Genomic DNA, 19,217 nt, shown 5'->3' on the forward strand with positions numbered 1-19,217 from the left:
CTTTTGGATTGCTTTAAAAAATAATATTTAATTGAAGGATTATGATACTGTTGAAATTGGATCGGGCCATTGTTGGTAATTACTTCAATTTGCCAACAATTTTTTAATAACTGTTCACTTAAAAGATAAACCTGGTATTCAGAGCCTCCGACTACTTTTGTAAGCCATGCCGGAAGAAGAAAACAAATTTTTTTTTGCTTGGAAATTATCACTGTGAATATGATAGAACTATTTTAGCAATATAAATTTTTAAAAATCTTTTGTTATGTTAATGTTAAGAATTTCATCAAAGAATCCATGATGAATCCCAGGATATAAATTCATTATAAATGACTTGAATATTTTTTTCTGTTTGGGGATATTCATACGAAAAAAAATATTTTCAAATGAAGATAAACTGCTTATGGTTTTAATTTTATTGAATGATTCAATTGCGAGCTCAAATTCATGGAAACTTACACCTCGCCCCCTTCGCAGGAAATGTTCATAATTTTTCAACGATTCATCCATATATAATTCTCTAAAATTATTTCTTTTACTTTTCCTTGAATAGTAGTATGCAAGATCATCCGGTAGCCAGTGAAAGAACGGAAGTTGAGATGTATGAATATCATAATACCACAAACGATTCGGAGTTTCAATTACAGATAATATTCCATTTTTATTAAGTAAATTCCAAGCTTGTTTAATAGCTGTTATTCTTTCACGAACAGTCATATGCTCAAGGCTTGCAAAAAAAATAATAAAGTCAAATTTGCAATTAATAAACGAGTCTATAAGATCAACTGCATTCATAACTTTAAAATGAGCTTCCACTTTATAGAGACTACACCGTTTTTTTGCAACGGTAATAGATTCTTCTTCAATATCGATTCCTGTAACCTTAGCTCCTTGTTCAGCTAAGGCAACAGTGGAAGATCCGGTTCCACATCCAATTTCTAAAACAGTAGAATCAGTTAATGGTTTAGCTGTATTCAACCATGGTATGATTCGTTTTCTATCAATTTGTAATCTAGTCATTAAATGCGATAATAGATCATTTTCAAATAACATAAATGCATCCTGAGTAAAAGGATGTTTATTCTTATAATAGTTTTCAATTAAAAAAAATTTAAGTTCATTAAGTTCATTATCATTTATTTGTTTTTGATTATCTAATATTTGTCGGGGTATTTTATAATATAGCTTATTAAATAAATTATTATTTTTTAACAAATTTTTAGTTCTTTTCATAACTATATACTTATATCAATTTCATTTTTAAGATAATTCGAAACGTTTTCCACCCAATCTTTGGAATAAGATGATTTGTTAAAACTCTTAGCATATGACCTTCTTTGGTGGGAAACGAATGGTTTACCATTAAAACAGCTTTCTTCTGTAGTCACTATGAACCAGTTAATAAACTTTTTTTGTCCTTAGGTAAGTAAGATATTTCGAGTTTATACTTAGCATCAAGTTCCAATAACAGCCCTATATTGAAAGTGATCGTAATGAATACTAATCTTCATTTGGAAATCACAATTCTTGGTTATTCTTCTTTGTCTAATTCTTTTTTGTTAAGAAATATTATGTAGTAATATATAAGTCCTTTTTCATATTAAAAATTACAATGTTTTTATAGTTTCAATCATAACCCTAATGTCCATTTCTTATTAACTAAACGCACTATCAGCATAATAATAGAACATTTATTAGTTATATTAAGTTTTACTATTATAAAAGTAATTGGCTAATTTATGTTACTAAGTGAACTGCATATTCAATATCTCTCAACCATGATTCGAGAATTTTCATTTCCATTTTAGTTACTATATTATTTTGCATTAATTTTTTATAGGCTGTATATAGATTTTCTTCAATACTTTTTGAACAAGAAACAGAACTTTCAACAAAGTTTATAATATTTTCTGAATTTATATACATAGGTATTTCTGATCTAAAATCTGTCATATAATCATGTTCGTTTCTGATTTGCAATACGGTTGCATCGGTAAATCCGATATTATATCCTGCCGCCCACAAGATAGGTTGTGCAACATAACCTCTGAGAATATCAGTAAAACGAAATGTTACAGAAGTTGGAAGATAAAGAAGAGGAAAGAATTTTTTTGTGAAGAGGGTATTCTGTGAATTTATTGGCGCAATATTTCCTTTTTTCAGAACAATTGGCGCATTTTTTTGAAAATAACAAGATTTGTTTATAGATAGTCTGTAAATTGCATCAACATCTGGATCTCCATTAGCTAGTCCTTGCCAAATACCGACTTTACATTTCTTTTTAATTATTGTCTTCTGATCAATTAAATTACCTATTTTATTCAAAGGTAGACCTCTGGGCCATATTTTATCTTTTGTAAACAATGAATAGATATTAAGAAATCTATCACCACTATTTGTCATATTGTAAATCCCATACGCTTTAGGGAATTCCCAAAATGAATATGGAATATTATCATCATCTGCATCTATAATTATTCTTGCATTATTTTTAATTGCATATAAATAACCAACCATTTTTCTGCTATAATGATTATAAGGTAAATACTTACCTATTCTATAATTCATTTCTGTCTGCTGTTTAATTGGAATATAAATAGCATTTTGACAAGTCCAATTTAATGGAGTCTTTTTATCTCCCACAACTATTAATTGGTATTTTTTCAACGTCGCGAACTTACAAATTGCTTGAGTTGGTAAATATATACTTGTTATAACAATTGAATTAGAAAATTTATTTGTCATAATCTTCAACCATTTTATTAATATCCTTGCACTTTAATTCAGCTGATAAGTTATTTTTTATAAGTAACTGCAAATTATTTATCAATCTAATTCTATCCTCTTGTTTGTATTGAATAGCCCTATTAAATGCGTATGCTATGTGTTGTGGATTGCCGGTTTCATAAATTATGCAATTATAATTGTCTTTAAGAAAAGCCTTTAGTATACCGTGATTCGAACTAACTAATAGATTACCAGATAAAATATATTGTAATAGTTTAGTAGGGAAATTATATGCATTTTGTTTGTTTTTTTTCTGGGTAATAATATTAAACGTTGAAGTATTTAATAGATTCAATAATTCTTGTTGTGATAAGTAATCTATAAATACGACATGGTCAGTTATGTTATATTTATTAATGTAACTTATTAATCTCTTTGATTGTTGTCCAATTAAAAATAATTTATACTTAGAATTATAGTTTATGAATTTTGAAAAACCTTTTATTATTGCTAACAAATCATCCTTTTTTAATGCCACAGTGCCAATATGAACAAAATATTGCTTTGTAAAGTCGCTTGCTTTTTTACATCCTTGCGAATAATAATCACTTAATATTTGAGGGATATATATATAAGGTATTCGCTTTGGTATTCTAGAGGATAATTTGGGATTTATAATTATAAAAAAATCGATTTTATTGAAATAGATAAATTTTATGAAAAGTGTTTCCATAAACGAATTGATTAAAGTATAAATTCCAATTATTATATTTTTCCTTATCCAATTAGTATTGAGAAATATACCCCAAAGATCCTCTCCCAAATCCATAATGATTTTATAATTGTACTTGTTTCGGTATCGAATAATAGTCCTTAGAGTCTTTAAATTTCTATCTCGATAAATTATTATACTGGGAGTATTATCATTTATAACATATTCATAGAAATCATCCAAAGAGGCAAACTCATTTGAATAACTATATACGATAATATCTTTATTTTGTTCTAAATAACTTTTTTTTTCTGCATTTGGGTAAATAGAAAATAAGGCTACACTGTTATTACAATTTTTCAAACCTAATGCTAAATTTATTGCTCTAAATGCACTTGCAAATGGTTTAGTTATTAAGTCGCTATCACATATTATTAAATATTTCATTAGCTTATTAAGAATATTCTTCGATCTATCGTTTTAATAATTTATATAATTCTGTTAATGTTTTTGGGAAAATTATTCCTGTACCCATCTCATTCAAATAATCTGTCCAGTATCTTTTATATCTTGTTGAATGCCAATCTAATAAATTGATACATGAAATAGTCCTGATATCAGACTTTGTTAAGGAATATCTGAATACACCACTTATTAATCCCACAACAGAATTTTTTACATGATTGACTAGTAATTCAGCTGGTATAAATGTTTGATATTGTTTAGCATATAATTTATTATTATTTCTATTAGGATGATTTTTTACATGAACATCAGTAAGGAGTATAACATCATACACCTTTAAAATTGATTCTTTTGTTGCCTGCGTACTCATTTCATCAATATCAGACACAATAAATAAGTTATAAGAATCTTCAACACTAATTTTGAATTTGTCATAGACTTTGGCATAAAAATTATGTCTATTATTGTATTCTACTATTTGTATACTAAATTTGTTAAAATTCTTTTCCTTGAGAACAGGTATAAGTGTTCCGAGATTAACCCTAAAAGTCAAATCTAATTTCCAATTCATTAACACAATGATTTTCATTCGAATCCAAAATTTAATTATTTCTCTTAGTATTATTATTGGATTAATACTTGAGAAGTAACGGTATTTTAATAATAATTCTGGATCCCATTCTGTTTTATGGAATACTATTTTTCCCCTTTTATGGATATTTGGAACCAATAAACAATGGATATCAAAGCTTTTATGTGTTATATGAAATACACTATACTCACCTGATAATTCAAGAGTAACTTTTTCAACAATATTTTTTATTTTCTTAGGAGTCTGTATTATATCATTTGACGTAATTTTAGGTAAAACCTTCCATTGTATATTCATAAATATACAAAAGTCTAAAATGTCCTTACGGTTTGAAACGACAATTACCTTTTCGCCATTTTTAATCAGATGCAACGGAATCACCAGTGATTCATAACCAAGACAAATACAATAGTGGGTCATATTAGGAAAACACAAGTTTTTTAAGCGGATGATAATATTTTACGTAAAATATTATTACAAAAAATGCAACCAAAACAGTCTTTATAATCATTGCAGGAATTAATCTGAGATTTAGATAATAAAAAAGTAAATAGACAATTATTGCTCCAGTCAATAGAGGTAAAATCGACTTCCAATTAAAAGGGATAAAATAATATCGTCTGGAAACAGAATAGGACAAAGTGAATTGTGAAAAGAGAGCTAAAAGAGTTGTAATGGCTGCTCCGTAAGCACCGATTAATGGGATCAATAAAAAATTAAGTAAAACGTTTACTGTTGCACATACTATAATTATATACATAACAACTATGGTTTTTTTCTCCTGATATATCATAAGATGGTTTAGGCCATTGAGCTGCTGGAAAAAATATGCTAAAGAAATAATAGGTATATAGATATATGCCTGATGATAGCGGGGATCAAAAAGTATCTGAATTATCTCTTTTGAAAATAATGAAACGACAAAACAAATTGCCATTGTAGCTATAATGAAAATGTTATTAGTTTTTGCTAATTCAGCTTTTGCATCGACTTTATCTTTACTATTAGCAATTTTATAGAAGTGAGGACTGTATGCTGTATAAAACGCACCCGTAAAAAGGAGCACAAATCCTGCAGCACTATATCCAATTGAATATATACCTACATCTGCCAGAGAGAGATATCTTTCAATGAAAATCCTATCGGAAAGATTAAGCACCCATGCAGAGACCATAACCGGAATCATCGGGAGACTAAATTTTAATGAGGATTTAAGTATATCTGGTTTGATTGTAAAATTAGTAATTCTAAGAGTTATAATAAGAAAAATCGGGAAAACAAAAAGAGCAGCTAATAAACTTGCCTTTAAATACCCTTCAGCCCCCTGTTTAAACCAGACAACCAATGCAAGAGTAAAGACAATTGTTGCAGCAAAGCGGATTAATGAAAGCCCGACAAACATTTTTGCTTTTTCTTCAACCCTGTAATACATTGTTGGAACAGTAACAAGAATATTTAAAAAAGCAGCAAGTATTGCATAAACATAATAAGGATAGAAACTGATAGAAGAAAATATTTTTTCAACCAGGTTACTAAATATAAAAAGTAATAAAAGTATTAAGGAAGAAAGAATTACTATAGCATAGTTAATAGTACCTAAAAAATCTTTTCTTTCATTTTCGGTCTTAAAATCATAATAAAGCCTGTTAATAGATCTTTCAACGGCAAGTGTAAATACAATTGCTAAAATCATTGTAAGTACGGACATAGAGCTAGTAATACCATAATCCGAAGGTGTTAGATACCTGCTGTATATTGGTACAAGAATAAAGCTTGCAATCTTTGGTAGTAAATTACCAATAGTATAAATAATACTATTCTTAAATAATTTACTGTGCATTTGCTATAAAACTATCATTTTTTGAAATGAACTTTATATTTTAAATAACTAAAGAACATAATTTGATTTTCCGCCATCAAAATTTATGGTTACTCCATTCAAGTATTTTATTTCATTCTCTATAATTGACTTGACAAATTTTCCAATCTCTTCTGGCCTTCCTGCCCGCCCCATCGGCAGGGATTCTTCATACTTATTAATATCATTTACTAATGCTATTAACCGGTCTGTTTTTATTGGTCCAGGAGCAATATTTATACAACTAATATTACGCTTGGCATAAATTTTACTCAAAGATTTGAGCACACTTACAAAGGCAATCCTATATGAATTCGACAAAATCAAATTTGGATTTGGTTCTTTGATATTGAAAGAAGAAATTAAAAAAACGTAACCGTTTTTTTTAATTTCCATTTTTTGAAGTATCAAACAAAAACTAAGAAACAATTGATTAAAATATTTAATCCAATCGTCTTTAGTGATTTCATAAAAATCTTTACTTGGCGGTCCTCCCGTATTTAATACCAATATATCGGTCCATTTTTCTTTCTCAATTAAATTTTCCACCTGAGAAAGATTTGCTGTATCTAAAGTAGTACTCGAAGTATTAACTATCGAATAATTTAATTCCGCAAGGCTATCGGATATAGCTTTTCCAATACCACGTGAGCTAGCTAAAATTATTGCTTTTTTCATAAGGTATTTTAGCCCTTTCATCTCCCATTTTCTTTTTTAATCCATCCCCAATTGAATCAGGCAAAACAATTAAATCACTAATAAATTTATTTAACTCTTCCAATCTGACAGCATGCTCTTCATCAGGATGATAACTTGATTCATTACTTTTGACATAGATAAAAATATCTGTTGGTAAAAAAGCAGTCGAAAGAAAAACTACTTTTAGGTTTGCACAATGATTTCCAAATGCAATTGGGATAGAATATCTTCCCTTTAAAGTGTTAATCACTTTTAGATTAACTTTATTAATGTCATGAGATATTTGAGTATGTACAAGAGTAATTCTAGAAATAAATTTTTTGAATTTCGAGATAAATTCGTCAATCTCTTCAAGACTACTCATTCCAGTCGAAACATAAATTCTACTTGCATTACTCTCGATCAGACGATTTAATAAAACAAAATTATTAATATCATTTCTTATCACTTTGAAAAAATCGATTTTAATTTCATTAAAAAAATCTATTTTATTTGCATCGGCAAGTGCAATGCCGAATTTTTTATTACCACTTTTTATCATTTTTGCTGCGTTTCGATAAAATCTATCACTTAATAAAAGTTTTTCTCTACCATTTATATAATAGTCAGGCTCACGTATTTGGAAAGTAATTGCATCAGCTTTAGTTTTTAATATTGCATCTATGTAGCTGTATGCATAATTCTCGTTTCCAAGATGGTTCAATCCGACTTCACAGATTATCATTTTCTACCTTCTTTTATGAAATGATTGCGGTGCCTTTCGTATATTGCTTCCAATTGATGAATATCATCGGGACTATCAATTTGATAAAGTTGCCAATCCTCCATCTCGTAAAGCGTAATTTTACCACCCAAGCGATTCTTATTTTTTTTAAGAATCCAGGGTTTGAAAATATATATTGAACCATTTTCAACATATTGAAAAAAATCTTGACGGCGTGGACGTTTCAAATAATCATAATTTAAGGGATGAAAATACTTTTTCTTTTTGCTCCAAATAAAATGATGCGCCGGAACACCTGAAAGCAAAGAATCAGCATTCTCATTTTTAATCTGAAATATTGCCTTTTTAATATCATCATTCTTTCTTAAAGGAGATGTGGGTTGTAAAAAGACGATGTATTCAATTGGCTCAGTAATATAGTTCAGTGCATGAAACAAAGCAGCATCAGGCATAATAATATCATTTGCCAGTATATCAGGTCGTTTAATAGTCTTTGCTCCAAAACTTACCGCTGTATTCAATATTTCATTTGAATCAGATGATACATAAACTGAATCAATTATTCCCGAATTTTGAGCTGAAAGGATTGACCAAGCAATTAATGGTTTATCAATAAATTTATAAAGATTTTTGTTTTTTATACCCTTAGATCCACCTCTAGCAGGAATTATTGCAACTATTTTATTTGCCAATTTTTTCTCCTTATTTTCTTAGTCTTTTTCTGGCTTCAAATTCACTTGGGTAAACAATCTTTTTAGGTTCTCCAATCATCAATTTAATATTTTTTATTCGCTTCGCTAGCATGTCCATTGCTAAGAGCTCAAGGCTTGCTTTTTGATCAGTTCCCCATAAACTATGCGATAAAGTTATATGTCTTTCAACAATTTTAGCCCCCAGAACGACCGCAACTACAGTTGGCGTTAAATCTTCCTCATGACCAGAATAACCGATAGTACAGCCATATCGTTCTTTATAAAAGGGTATTAAACTTAAATTTAATTCGTTTGTTGGGGCAGGATAACTTGAGTTTGTATGTAATAGAATTGGATTACAGCCATTTTTTAAAAATAGATTTACAGCAATATCCACCTCTTTCAAAGTTGACATGCCTGTAGATAATAATACCTGTTTCCCTGTTTTGGCCACCTGTAATAATAATTCATGATTTGTAACCATTGCTGAAGGAATTTTTATAAATGGGATCGAATATTTCATGATAAATTCAAGACTCGGTATATCCCATACTGAAGCTGTCCAGTCCAGTGGTTTTTCCTGACAATAATTATTTAAATAATCGTATTCACTTTCATTGAATTCAATTCTTTTTTTATAATCTAGATACGTAATTCGTCCCCATGGGGTATCTCTCATTATATTCTTTTGTTCTTCTGGTACACACAATTCAGGAGTTCTTTTTTGAAATTTTGCACAATTCCATCCACACGCATGCACAGCATCAATCAATTTCTTTGCAATTTGTATATCACCATTATGATTGATACCGATTTCTCCTATTAGGTAAGGTGTTTCCAATATTTCAAAATCCATCCAATCCTCAATTTATATTAGTATGCCAGATATATTATTTAATAAGAAGAAGTAAAATAATTTTTTAAATTCCTTATAATTATAAAAAGTTAACACATTATTTGAAATAATTTAAAAAGTCCATTAATAAAATCTGTTTTGGGTTTATACCCGAGCTCATTTCTGATCAGACTTATATCCGCATAACTATGTTTGATATCCCCTGGTTTAGATTTATTATAAATAGGAATTATATTTTTTGTTGACAACGAATTTAATTGTTTTACTAACTCATTTAATGTTATCGGATTCGATGTAGCACAATTCATTGTAAGCCAGGATTGATACATCATACTTATTGCTAATATATTGGCTTCAACAACATTTTCTACATAAGTAAAATCCCTGCTTTGGGTACCATCTCCATAAATTACGGGCTGACGGTTTTCCATAAATGCTTTAATAAATTTTGGGATTACAGCTGAATATTCTGAATTGGGATCCTGCCGTGGTCCAAATACATTGAAATAACGCAATGCTATGGTCTCAAGTCCATAAATTTCGCTATACACTTTGCAGAAATACTCGCCGGTTAATTTTGATACTGCGTACGGTGACAAAGGATTTGGCTTAAGACCTTCATGTTTAGGAAGTTCAGTTGAATTACCATAAACAGAGGAAGATGATGCAAAAATCAGCCGCCGAACGCCATTAAGTCTAGCTGCCTCCAAAATATTTAGAGTACCACTTATATTAACTTCGTTTGTTGATAGAGGATCGTTAATTGAACGAGGCACTGATGGAAGTGCAGCCTGATGAAGTATTACCTCAATTCCCTTTACCGAATTTTCAACCGTTGTGTAGTTTCGTATATCTCCTTCTATCAATTCAATATCTTTAAAAAATTCCTGAATATTCTCTCTTTTCCCTGTTGAGAAATTGTCCAAAATTCTTACTGAGTGATTACGCTTTAGTAATTCATCAACAATATTTGAGCCGATAAATCCAGCGCCGCCCGTAACTAATATTTTCATTTATTTTTCAATAAATTGTTTATATGTTTTTTCTAATCCGTCTTTTAATTCAGTTTTGTAATTCCACCCTAGAATGGTAAAACGAGAAACATCCAAGAGTTTTTTTGGCGTACCATCCGGTTTGGAATTGTCAAATCTTAATACGCCTTGATAATTCGTTACAGTTTTAATTAATTCAGCAAGTTCTTTAATTGTGACGTCTTGTCCTGTTCCAATATTAAGGTGTGTAATTTCTTTTTCATAGATACATTTCGCATCAATTTTCTGAATTAGGAAATAAACAGCATCTGCCAGATCATCTACATACATAAATTCTCTTCTAGGAGTACCTGTTCCCCACACTTCAACATACTCTGCATTATTAACTTTAGCTTCGTGGAATTTCCTTATAAGTGCCGGAAGTACATGAGAAGTTTCGAGATCATAATTATCATTTGGACCGTAGAGGTTTGTCGGCATTACGGAAAAGAAATTGCATCCATACTGACGGTAATAATTTTCGCAAAGTTTTATACCGGCTATCTTAGCAATTGCGTAAGGTTCGTTTGTAGGTTCCAGCGGACCAGTTAGAAGGTATTCCTCTTTAATCGGCTGGGGGCAATTCCGCGGGTAGATGCATGAACTTCCAAGAAAGATTAGCTTTTTAACTCCATGAAGATAAGATGCATGGATAATGTTGGATTGGATCATCAGGTTATCATAAAGGAATTCTGCGCGGTAGGTATTATTTGCAAGAATACCTCCGACCTTTGCAGCTGCGATGATAACGTATTCGGGTTTTTCGGTTTCGAAAAAATCGTTTACAGCCTGCTGGTTCCGGAGGTCGAGCTGTTCGAAGGTTCTTGTAACGATATTTGTGAATCTTTCGGAAGTAAATTTCCTCATTAGGGCTGAGCCAACCATCCCAGTATGACCGGCGATGTAGAGTTTTGAGTTTGTGTTAATCATAGTAGTAACAAAGTTACAAGGTTACAATGTGACAAAGTCACAAAGAGACAAGGATTATTTATTTAGATATTTAATTAATCCATAGAGTTGAGCTCGCAACTCATTAAGTTGATTTATTAATTTTTCTAGTTCGGTTACTGATATATAATTTAATTCGTTTGAAATAATTAGCTGAGTTTCAATTTCTGACATTGAGCCTGATGCAATATATAAAAACTGTACAAATTCTTTTTTTGAATGACGTGCACTCCCTTCCGCAATATTCGAAGGGACCGAAACAGCTGCTCTTCGCAATTGAGATGTAAGACCATACAATTCATTACTCGGGAAACTACTTGAAAGATCATAAATATATTTTACTAGTTGAATCGAATTTTTCCATAAGTCTAAGTCTCTATGTGTCTTATGTACCTTTTCCATCCCCAACTCTGTTACTTTGTATCTTTGTCACTTTGTTACCTTCTAATATCCTCTCTTCACAACCTTTTCCAGATCCGATTTCATCATAATCTTAATAAGTTCTTCAAACTTTACTTTCGGCTCCCAGCCGAGCTTTTGTTTTGCCTTTGAGTAATCGCCTATTAGAAGATCGACCTCTGTCGGGCGGTAGTAGACTGGGTCAATGGCAACGACAGGAGTACCGGGGGTAAGTGAGCGGTGATCTGTAATCAGTGATCTGTGATCGGTAGTGGGTTGGATGATTGGTTGATTGGTTAACTCAGATTCTGAAACAAGTTCAGAATGACAGAAACCTTTAATAACTCCGACTTCTTTTTCGGCTTTCCCATGCCATTCGAGTTCTATGCCGGCTTCTTTAAAAGCAAGCTCGCAGAATTCCCTTATAGTATGGGTTTCACCGGTTGCCAGGACAAAATCCTCAGGTTCAGGATGCTGAAGAATTCTCCACATTCCTTCGCAGTATTCGGGCGCAAAACCCCAATCCCTTTTAGCATCTAGATTACCGAGTGTGACTTTCTTCTGAAGACCAAACACAATTCTAGAAACTGCCCTTGTAATTTTTCTGGTTACAAAAGTTTCCCCTCTTCTTGGAGACTCATGGTTAAACAGAATTCCATTAACGGCATAGAGTCCATAAGCTTCTCTATAGTTTTTGACTATCCAGTATCCGTAAAGTTTAGCAACCCCGTACGGAGACCTCGGGTAAAAAGGAGTATTCTCATTCTGCGGCGTTTCCTGGACTTTACCAAACAGTTCTGAAGTAGAAGCCTGATAAAACTTGGTATGTTTAATCAATCCGGTTTCCCTTATTGCATCTAAAAACCGTAGCGTACCGAGTGCATCTACCTGGGCAGTATAATCCGGCACTTCAAAAGAGACTTTAACATGGCTCTGCGCCGCAAGATTGTAAATCTCATCGGGACCAATTTTCTCAAGCAACCGGTTTAAATTGCTCGTATCAACAACGTCGCCATAGTGAAGAAACAGTTTCCTGCCACTTATTTCCGGATCATTATAGAGGTGGTCAATTCTTCCAGTATTAAAAGAGCTGCTTCTTCGAATAATGCCGTGAACTTCATAGCCTTTACCTAGGAGAATCTCAGTTAAGTAGCTTCCGTCCTGACCGGTAATGCCTGTTATTAGGGCTTTTTTCATGTCTATTTAGTTCTTGGTTAGTTGTTCGTAGTTAAGAGAAAGTAACAAAGTTACAAGGTGACAAAGTTACAAAGGGGAAATGAATATTTGCTTGAGTGCATGAATGCTTTGATGCATGATAAAAATTCGTAATACACATAGACACTTTCAATAAGTTATACGGTAATTTTCAGTTTGTTTTCAATTATACAAGCAACAAAGCATCCAAGCATAGCGATCATAAATCCATCATTCCAACTTTCCATTATTCCATCTTTCCAACTTTCTATCCTTCCCTACTGATTTCTTACCACTTACTACTGCCTACTTACTACTTCGACTCCCTCATGCTTTAAAAATCTTTCCACTCTTCACACCTTTCCTCTCGAAAACGTTTCGTGTGTCCACAATTAACTTTGCATTATCCGCAATGAGCTGATAATCGACTGAATCATGGTCTGTAGAAATAAGTACAAGATCATGGGAGGAAATTGTTGAACTGTTGAACTGTACAGAGGACATTTCGAAATTATATTTGCGTGTCGGGGGGAGTTTAGGGATATAGGGATCGTAGTAATCAATTTGCGAGCCCCGAGACCTGAAGAGTTCGATCAGCTTAAGCGAAGGTGACTCGCGCATATCGTCAATATTTCTCTTATACGAGACACCGATCAGTAGAATCTTTGACTGGCTTAATGACTTGCCGTTCTGGTTCAGGACATCTCTTGTCTTTTCGACAACGTAATAGGGCTGATAAGTATTAATTTCACCGGCCAGTTCAATAAACTTTGTATTGATATCGTATTCGCGGGCTTTCCATGTAAGGTAGAAAGGGTCGATCGGGATGCAGTGCCCTCCGAGTCCGGGTCCGGGCTGGAACTCCATAAACCCGAACGGCTTGGTAGCGGCGGCCCTTATTACTTCCCAGACGTCAATTTCCATACGGTCGAAGACCATTTTTAGTTCATTAACCAATGCTATATTAATGGAGCGGAAGATATTTTCGAGCAGTTTGGTAGCTTCGGCTGCACGGGCGGAACTGACAGGGACGGTTTTAACGATTATCTGGTCGTAGAGCGCTTTAGCGACTTCAAGGCAATTTGGAGTAACTCCGCCGACTACTTTTGGAATTGTAGAGGTTGTATAATCGGGATTATTCGGGTCCTCGCGTTCCGGACTAAAAGCGAGGAAGAAGTTTTCTCCGACTTTCATATTCCGTTCAGGAACGCCGATCATTTCCTCTTTATCTTCCTCAATACCGACAACCGCGCTGATCCCCTTTTCGAGGATCGGGAGGAGGACTTCATCCGTAGTACCGGGATATGTTGATGACTCAAGCGCAACGAGCTGTCCTTCTTTAAGGTATTTAGCTATTTCCCTGCCGGATTCTTCGATATAGGTAAGGTCGGGTTCGCGGTGTTCATCGAGCGGAGTTGGGACGCAGATTATAATAGCGTCAACATTAATCAATCCGGAAAAATCCGATGTAGCTGAGAATTTCTTCTTTTTAACCTGTTCCAGAATTCTTGATGAATCGATATGCTTGATATAGCTCTCTCCCTTGTTAAGAAGAGGAATTTTCCGGTCGTCGATATCGAATCCGATGACTGTAAAATCTTTTTCAGCAAATGTAAGGGCGAGGGGGAGTCCGACGTAGCCCATGCCGATGATTCCGATAACAGCGGATCTGGAGTTGATTTTGTTGAGTAATTGGGTTTTCTGTGTCATGGTGTATTAGTTAAGGTTAGTAATTAGTTACAAAGTGATAAAGTAACAAGGTGACAAAGTGACAAAGGTTATTTATTGAGATATTTAATTAATCCATAAAGTTGAGCACGTAATTCATTAAGCAGATTAATTAATTTTTCTAATTCAGTTGTTGATATATAATTTAATTCATTCGAAATTACTAGCTGAGTTTCAATTTCTGACAATGAACCAGAGGCAATATATAAAAACTGTACAAATTCCTTCTTTGAATGACGGGCACTTCATTCTGCTATATTAGATGGGACCGAAACGGCCGCGCGGCAAAGCTGAGAAATAATTCCATACATTTCATTATTCGGGAAATTACTTGTAATCTCATAAATATATTTTACTAATTGGATAGAATTTTTCCATAAATCCAAATCTCTATGTGTCTTATATTTCCCTTCAATCCCAAACTCTGTTACTTTGTATCTTTGTTACTCTGTTACTAAGTAAGCTGTTACAGATTACTCATTACTGATCACAAGCTACTCTCATTCCTCCGCACCCAAATCCGCACACAGCTCCGCTACGGTAAGTCACACTTCCCCCGAATGGTTCAGGATTAAGATTATTATTTCTGCCCTCATAGAAGATTGGTATTCCGAGTAAAAACCCAGATTTATTAGTGAATATAATGAAATTTTATATTTAATAGTTAGTATCTTTTATTAAAAAAATGTTATCTCTGCATAGAGGTTGTTCTTAGTTCTTAGTTAAAGAAGAGTGACAAGGTTACAAAGTGACAAGGTGACAAAGTAACAAGAGTCTGAGGACGGAGATGGAATGCTTGGATGCTTGATTGATTGGATGATTGAGGGGTGAGTTGTAGTTGGTTCTTGGTTCTTAGTTCGGGGTTCGTGGTTCTTAGTTAAGGTAGAGTAACAAGGTTACAAAGTGACAAGGTGACAAGGTGACAAAGGAAGTGATTAGTAATGGGAAGTCTGAAACTGAAGACGGAGGACAGAGGTCGGAAAAGGAATGCTTGGGTGATTGGATGATTGAGGGGTGAGTTGTACTTGGTTGGTTCGTAGTTCTTAGTTGTTGGTTCTTAGTTCTGAGTTAAGATGTAGTGACAAAGAGACAAAGTAACAAGGTGACAAGGGAGTGATGGGTGATCGGTAATCGGAAGACGGAGGTCAGAAGACTGAAGTCGGAGGACGGAGATGGAATGCTTGGATGCTTGATTGATTGGATGATTGAGGAGTGCGCGGTTCGTACCGGAGTACATACCTCAGAAGACTGAATAATTGAATTGTTCTGAAGGTTATTTCATAAAGATCATTTTCCTTATTTGATTGAATGATTTACCGCCGCCAGTTGGTATCGCAAAAATCCTGTAAAAATAGATGCCGCTTGAATTTCCCTTCCCCTCCCATGTGATTGTATGATTCCCCGCAGGTTTTATTTCATTTACTAAGCGAGACTTAACCTCTCCTAATACATTAAAAACAGTAAGAGTTACACTACTTTCTTTTGGAATTGTATAATTAATCTTCGTCGTTGGATTAAATGGATTGGGAAAGTTCTGATCTAATTTATAATCAGAAATGATTTCATTAGCTTTTATTGATGTTGGAGTTTTTATTTCAAAAGCTCTTCTTGCCATAATGTGAGGGGGATTTCCATTCGGGTATCCTCTGCCAAAATACAAATAGCCCTGGCTTCCCGTAGTCATTTGCGAGGGATGATCTAAACTAATTAAACTGGGATAAGCAACACCCGGCTGACCCTGAATTGAGCTGAGATAAAAATCGCGTTCATTCCAGATTAATCTTGGTGTATCCCAGGAAATACCGTTTGAAGAGGTTGATATATGAATACCGTTTCTGCTCTGGAATACAACGATGAACTGATCGATCGCCGTGTTGTAACTTACCGCAGGAAGCGCGGCATAAACGCTAGTTAGACCATCCGGCGGCGGCTGATTTATGACAGGTGTACCCAATCCTCCCAATCCGGGTTGCGAGAAACTTCCGTTGGAATATTTGAACCAGGAGCCCGGTTCCCCGTCGGATGATACTGCCGCTCTCGCCAGGTAAATCAGGTCCGGTCTGCTTACCGGATTACCCCTTAGCCATTCAGTAAACATCATATACAAATAATTGCCATCTTTACTCTTAAAAACTGTCGGATTGCCGACTCCCCAGATCTGGAAATTACAATTAGCTGGTTTCGGAGCTGCTGTAGAAAGAACCTGTCCCCTTCTCTGCCAGGTTATTCCGCCGTCGGTAGAACGAGCTAAGCCGATAGCAGCCATGAATGGATTCGGGAAGTTGCACGGATGATTTTCTGCATGATAGAACATAAGGAGATCCGTTCCGTTATTAGCCGGTATAACCGAATAAGCACCGGCATAGGAACTATCGAAACCGGTTCCGCTCGGCTCCAATATTAAAACCGCCTGGCCTCCCTGAAGCGGAAACGGTTCAAGATTTGAAAAATCATTTCCTCTAAGAAGAACAGTTCTATTGGTTGCGGTAAACCAGAATCGAATCTCATTTTCAAATTTTTTGTAAGATACCGGCCCATCAGGAGTATGCATTAATCCCCACGGATTGCTTCCGGGGATTACGATTTCTTCATTTTCAGAAAGTATAAATTCAAAATCGGTTTGAGAGTAAATGGTAAAATTTAGAGAAATGAAAAGTGCAATCAGAAGGCACAGGATACGATCAGGATTTTTCATACAAGTTCATCCTATTTTCAATTTCAAGATGGCTAATTATCGGATGCGAGTCAATATCCGTGTTGGGGAGGGAGGCGTGCTGGGTTAAAGAGTAAACAGTAATCGGTGAACTGTAATCGGATGATGGAGGTCAGAAGACTGAAGTCTGAGGACGGAGATGGAATGCTTGGATGCTTGATTGATTGGATGATTGAGGAGTGATCGGTGAACTGTGAAGGAATGGTCAGGAATAATGGATTGATGGAATGATGGAATAATGGGTGGATCGATCGTAGTTCTTGGTTAATGTAGAGTAACAAGGTTACAAAGTGACAAGGTGACAAGGGAGTGATTGGTGATGGGTGATGGGTGATCGGAAGTCGGAGGACAGAAGACGGAAGTCGGAAAAGGAATGCTTGGATGCTTGGATGTTTGGATGATTGAGGGGTGAGTTGTAGTTGGTTCTTGGTTAAAGTTGAGTGACAAGGTGACAAAGTAACAAAGTGACAAAGTAACAAGGTGACGAAGTAACAAAGTGACAAAGGTTATTTATTGAGATATTTAATTAATCCATAAAGTTGAGCACGTAATTCATTAAGCAGATTAATTAATTTTTCTAATTCAGTTGTTGATATATAATTTAATTCATTCGAAATTACTAGCTGAGTTTCAATTTCTGACAATGAACCAGAGGCAATATATAAAAACTGTACAAATTCCTTCTTTGAATGACGGGCACTTCATTCTGCTATATTAGATGGGACCGAAACGGCCGCGCGGCAAAGCTGAGAAATAATTCCATACATTTCATTATTCGGGAAATTACTTGTAATCTCATAAATATATTTTACTAATTGGATAGAATTTTTCCATAAATCCAAATCTCTATGCGTCTTATATTTCCCTTCCATCCCTAACTTTGTTACTTTGTATCTTTGTTACTCTGTTACTACATAACCTATTACACATAATCCATTACACATCACTCGCCGGGGTTCTTCCTGTCGAACTTAAGTATGACAGATTCCTTTTCGCGGTCGGAGAGGCCGTCTGATTTATTAGTTGATTTGAATAAGTCGAATACGTTCTTAACCTGTTCTTCGGCGTCCTTCTGATGGGCGGCATCAATTTTTGCAGGTCCCTGATCAGGTTTGGAGGCTATATCGCTCTCAATATTTAGAGCCTGTTTAAGAAGAGAAATAATCTCTTCACGCAGGTCGACCACTTTATTTGGATCCGGAGAGCTCGGAGGATTAAGTACTTTTACAGCTGGGGTTTTATCCTCGGCAATATTATTTATCGACGCTACGTTATCGGGTGCTTTTTCAGCCGTCGTTTTATGCTCATACTTCTTTGCCTGAACGGTTTCAGCTGCCTGTTCCCTTTCGTCAATCTCTTTATCTATGAAATCCTTATCAAAAGCGAAGATCGCATCGGCAAAAATCTTATCGTTCTGATTCTGCGCTTCTACTGCTTTGAGGTCGAAGCTGTAGACTTCCGCAAAATCGGGTTCGCTTTCCCAACGTGTAAGAGATGTCAGTCCGACCTGCTGAATTTTGAACCGGAAGCGGTTCGGGTCGAGTTCAAAACGAAGGTGACGGAGGTCTTTAATTGCGAAGATCGGATCGAAGTAGACGAGCTCCATCCTGCCGTTTACTTTAATAAAATACCCATACTTGGTTGAATAAGCATCGAGGTTATGGATGTTTGTTAGAAGCCGGTAGATAATCAGGTTCTTGGGCGAGGGATCTTTAACATAGTTGCACACATCGAAATAGCTGATGCGTCTGGGACGTTTAGTCTTTTCGTTCTTGAAGATTATCTTAAAACTGTCGTTGAAATTAAACAGGTTCTGGGAGTAGATGAGGACGTCCTTTGTTTTGAGGTCTAGAGTTTCAAGTAGCATGTTTATTCGTTC

Annotated in this window: 16 protein-coding genes and 2 pseudogenes; all 18 read right to left on the bottom strand. The window is 34.5% G+C overall.

Annotation, left to right across the window (positions count from 1 at the left end):
* Positions 1-249: 249 nt before the first annotated feature.
* On the bottom strand, positions 250-1,233 hold the full coding sequence (locus tag PLZ15_10785) for a class I SAM-dependent methyltransferase (GenBank protein HOI30230.1): 984 nt from the start codon (positions 1,231-1,233) through the stop codon (positions 250-252).
* Between the two features lie 504 nt (positions 1,234-1,737).
* Entirely contained in the window at positions 1,738-2,745 is a 1,008-nt protein-coding gene (locus tag PLZ15_10790) for an STELLO glycosyltransferase family protein (protein ID HOI30231.1), read from the bottom strand.
* On the bottom strand, positions 2,735-3,886 hold the full coding sequence (locus PLZ15_10795) for a glycosyltransferase (protein ID HOI30232.1): 1,152 nt from the start codon (positions 3,884-3,886) through the stop codon (positions 2,735-2,737). Before PLZ15_10795 ends, PLZ15_10790 begins: the two co-directional genes overlap by 11 nt.
* Positions 3,887-3,911: 25 nt before the next feature.
* Positions 3,912-4,868: a hypothetical protein gene (locus PLZ15_10800; protein ID HOI30233.1), complete on the bottom strand. Its 957-nt coding sequence runs from the start codon at positions 4,866-4,868 to the stop codon at positions 3,912-3,914.
* Between the two features lie 49 nt (positions 4,869-4,917).
* Positions 4,918-6,336, bottom strand: coding sequence for an oligosaccharide flippase family protein (locus PLZ15_10805; protein HOI30234.1), 1,419 nt, complete (start codon positions 6,334-6,336; stop codon positions 4,918-4,920).
* Between the two features lie 48 nt (positions 6,337-6,384).
* Positions 6,385-7,032 (bottom strand): SDR family oxidoreductase, encoded by a 648-nt coding sequence (locus PLZ15_10810; protein HOI30235.1) that lies wholly within the window; start codon positions 7,030-7,032, stop codon positions 6,385-6,387.
* Complete coding sequence (locus PLZ15_10815; protein HOI30236.1) at positions 7,007-7,777, bottom strand: N-acetylneuraminate synthase family protein; 771 nt, start codon at positions 7,775-7,777, stop codon at positions 7,007-7,009. The genes PLZ15_10810 and PLZ15_10815 overlap by 26 nt, the downstream gene beginning before the upstream one ends.
* Positions 7,774-8,469 carry an acylneuraminate cytidylyltransferase family protein gene (locus tag PLZ15_10820; protein ID HOI30237.1) on the bottom strand — a complete coding sequence of 232 codons (696 nt, stop codon included), beginning with the start codon at positions 8,467-8,469 and terminating at the stop codon, positions 7,774-7,776. Before PLZ15_10820 ends, PLZ15_10815 begins: the two co-directional genes overlap by 4 nt.
* A 10-nt stretch (positions 8,470-8,479) precedes the next feature.
* Positions 8,480-9,325 (bottom strand): N-acetylneuraminate synthase family protein, encoded by an 846-nt coding sequence (locus PLZ15_10825; GenBank protein ID HOI30238.1) that lies wholly within the window; start codon positions 9,323-9,325, stop codon positions 8,480-8,482.
* Between the two features lie 89 nt (positions 9,326-9,414).
* On the bottom strand, positions 9,415-10,338 hold the full coding sequence (locus PLZ15_10830; GenBank protein HOI30239.1) for an SDR family oxidoreductase: 924 nt from the start codon (positions 10,336-10,338) through the stop codon (positions 9,415-9,417).
* Positions 10,339-11,286 (bottom strand): GDP-L-fucose synthase, encoded by a 948-nt coding sequence (locus tag PLZ15_10835; GenBank protein ID HOI30240.1) that lies wholly within the window; start codon positions 11,284-11,286, stop codon positions 10,339-10,341.
* A gap of 54 nt (positions 11,287-11,340) precedes the next feature.
* On the bottom strand, positions 11,341-11,706 hold the full coding sequence (locus PLZ15_10840) for a four helix bundle protein (GenBank protein HOI30241.1): 366 nt from the start codon (positions 11,704-11,706) through the stop codon (positions 11,341-11,343).
* A 42-nt stretch (positions 11,707-11,748) separates the two neighbouring features.
* Entirely contained in the window at positions 11,749-12,900 is a 1,152-nt protein-coding gene (gene gmd / locus PLZ15_10845) for a GDP-mannose 4,6-dehydratase (protein ID HOI30242.1), read from the bottom strand.
* A 324-nt stretch (positions 12,901-13,224) separates the two neighbouring features.
* Positions 13,225-14,607: a nucleotide sugar dehydrogenase gene (locus PLZ15_10850; protein HOI30243.1), complete on the bottom strand. Its 1,383-nt coding sequence runs from the start codon at positions 14,605-14,607 to the stop codon at positions 13,225-13,227.
* 68 nt (positions 14,608-14,675) lie between these two features.
* A pseudogene (locus tag PLZ15_10855) lies at positions 14,676-15,011 on the bottom strand (four helix bundle protein).
* 887 nt (positions 15,012-15,898) lie between these two features.
* Positions 15,899-17,320 carry a T9SS type A sorting domain-containing protein gene (locus PLZ15_10860; GenBank protein HOI30244.1) on the bottom strand — a complete coding sequence of 474 codons (1,422 nt, stop codon included), beginning with the start codon at positions 17,318-17,320 and terminating at the stop codon, positions 15,899-15,901.
* 524 nt (positions 17,321-17,844) lie between these two features.
* Positions 17,845-18,210, bottom strand: a pseudogene (locus tag PLZ15_10865) (four helix bundle protein).
* A 71-nt stretch (positions 18,211-18,281) separates the two neighbouring features.
* Positions 18,282-19,205, bottom strand: a complete 924-nt coding sequence (locus tag PLZ15_10870; GenBank protein ID HOI30245.1) for a hypothetical protein — start codon at positions 19,203-19,205, stop codon at positions 18,282-18,284.
* Between the last annotated feature and the right edge of the window lie 12 nt (positions 19,206-19,217).

The sequence above is a fragment of the Melioribacteraceae bacterium genome (genome assembly GCA_035362835.1).
Taxonomy (GTDB): domain Bacteria; phylum Bacteroidota; class Ignavibacteria; order Ignavibacteriales; family Melioribacteraceae; genus DSXH01.